Genomic DNA, 1,260 nt, shown 5'->3' with positions numbered 1-1,260 from the left:
GCGGCCAGCAGCGCGGCCGATTCGGCGGCGTCGATCTCGATCGCGGCTGGGTCGCCCAGCACCACGTCGTCGATGCCCACCTGCCAGTTGCACAGCGAGACCAGGCCCCAGCCTTCGCGGTCGCCGGGTTCGGCAATGCCGGCCTGCCGGGCTTCCAGCGCGGCCCAGGGTATGCAGCCGTCGGCTGCGGAAATGCCCAGCGCACTGGCCAGCGCGCGTTCATGGGGCGGCGAGCGCGTGCTTTCCTCCTGCGTGTCGGCCTCCGCGAGCGAGAGCCGCGAGAGCAGCGCTTCGAGATTGGGAAGCCGGAGCGCGGGCAGTGCCGCGCGGCACGCCGGGGAACCGCGGCCGGCAAAGGGGATCAACAAGTGACGTGGGAGAGGTTCGGCCATTCCCCCTATTGTCCGGGATGCCACAATCCCGGGATGAAACGCCGCCCCGAAGCGCGTTGGGAATAACTGATAAATATGCGACTTCCTTATGAACTGAAGCTCGGCTGGCGCTACACGCGCGCAGGCCGGGCGACGCGGCGCAACGGCTTCATCTCGTTCATCTCCGGCGTGTCGATGCTCGGCATCGCATTGGGGGTGGCGGCGCTGATCATCGTGCTCAGTGTGATGAACGGCTTCCAGAAGGAGGTGCGCGACCGCATGCTCGGCGTGGTGTCGCACATCGAAATCTTGTCGCGCGACGGCCAGGCCCTGCCCGACATCGACGCCATCACAGCCGCCGCGCGCAAGAACCCCGAGGTGGTCGGCGCCGCGCCCTTCATCGCCACGCAGGCGCTCATTGCGCGCGGCGAGGACATGAAGGGCACGCTGGTGCGCGGCATCGTGCCCAGGCTCGAACCCGAGGTGACCGACATCGCCACCACGGCGCAGAAGGGCACGCTCGACAAGCTGGTGCCGGGCGAGTTCGGCATCGTGCTTGGCGGCGAACTCGCGCGCTCGCTGTTCGTGCAGCCGGGCGACCAGGTCACGCTGGTGGCGCCGGGCGGCCAGGTCACGCCCGCCGGCGTGGTGCCGCGGCTCAAGCAGTTCACGGTGGTGGGCACCTTCGATTCGGGCCACTACGAATACGACTCGGCGCTGGCCATGATCCATGCGGAAGACGCCCAGCGCGTGTTCCGGCTCGAAGGCCCGACCGGCATCCGCATCAAGCTCAAGGACCTGAACGAGGCGCGCGAAGTGGCCGACCAGATGGCCGTCACGCTGCCGGGCCAGTTCCTCATCCGCGACTGGACGCGCCAGAACAAGACAT

Annotated in this window: 1 protein-coding gene and 1 pseudogene; one reads left to right on the top strand and one right to left on the bottom strand. The window is 68.4% G+C overall.

Features of this window, described 5'->3' with window-relative positions:
- Positions 1-368 (bottom strand): annotated as a pseudogene (locus tag AC1DOC_RS34135) (hypothetical protein); the annotation flags it as partial.
- Positions 369-467: 99 nt separating this feature from the next.
- On the opposite strand from AC1DOC_RS34135, the gene AC1DOC_RS34130 reads away from it, so the two are divergent.
- The coding region (locus AC1DOC_RS34130; RefSeq protein ID WP_478131632.1) for an ABC transporter permease at positions 468-1,260 on the top strand (793 nt) is incomplete at its 3' end.

Source organism: Variovorax sp. 01T439_2 (genome assembly GCF_056398445.1).
This window is presented reverse-complemented; position numbering and strand designations above follow the sequence as displayed.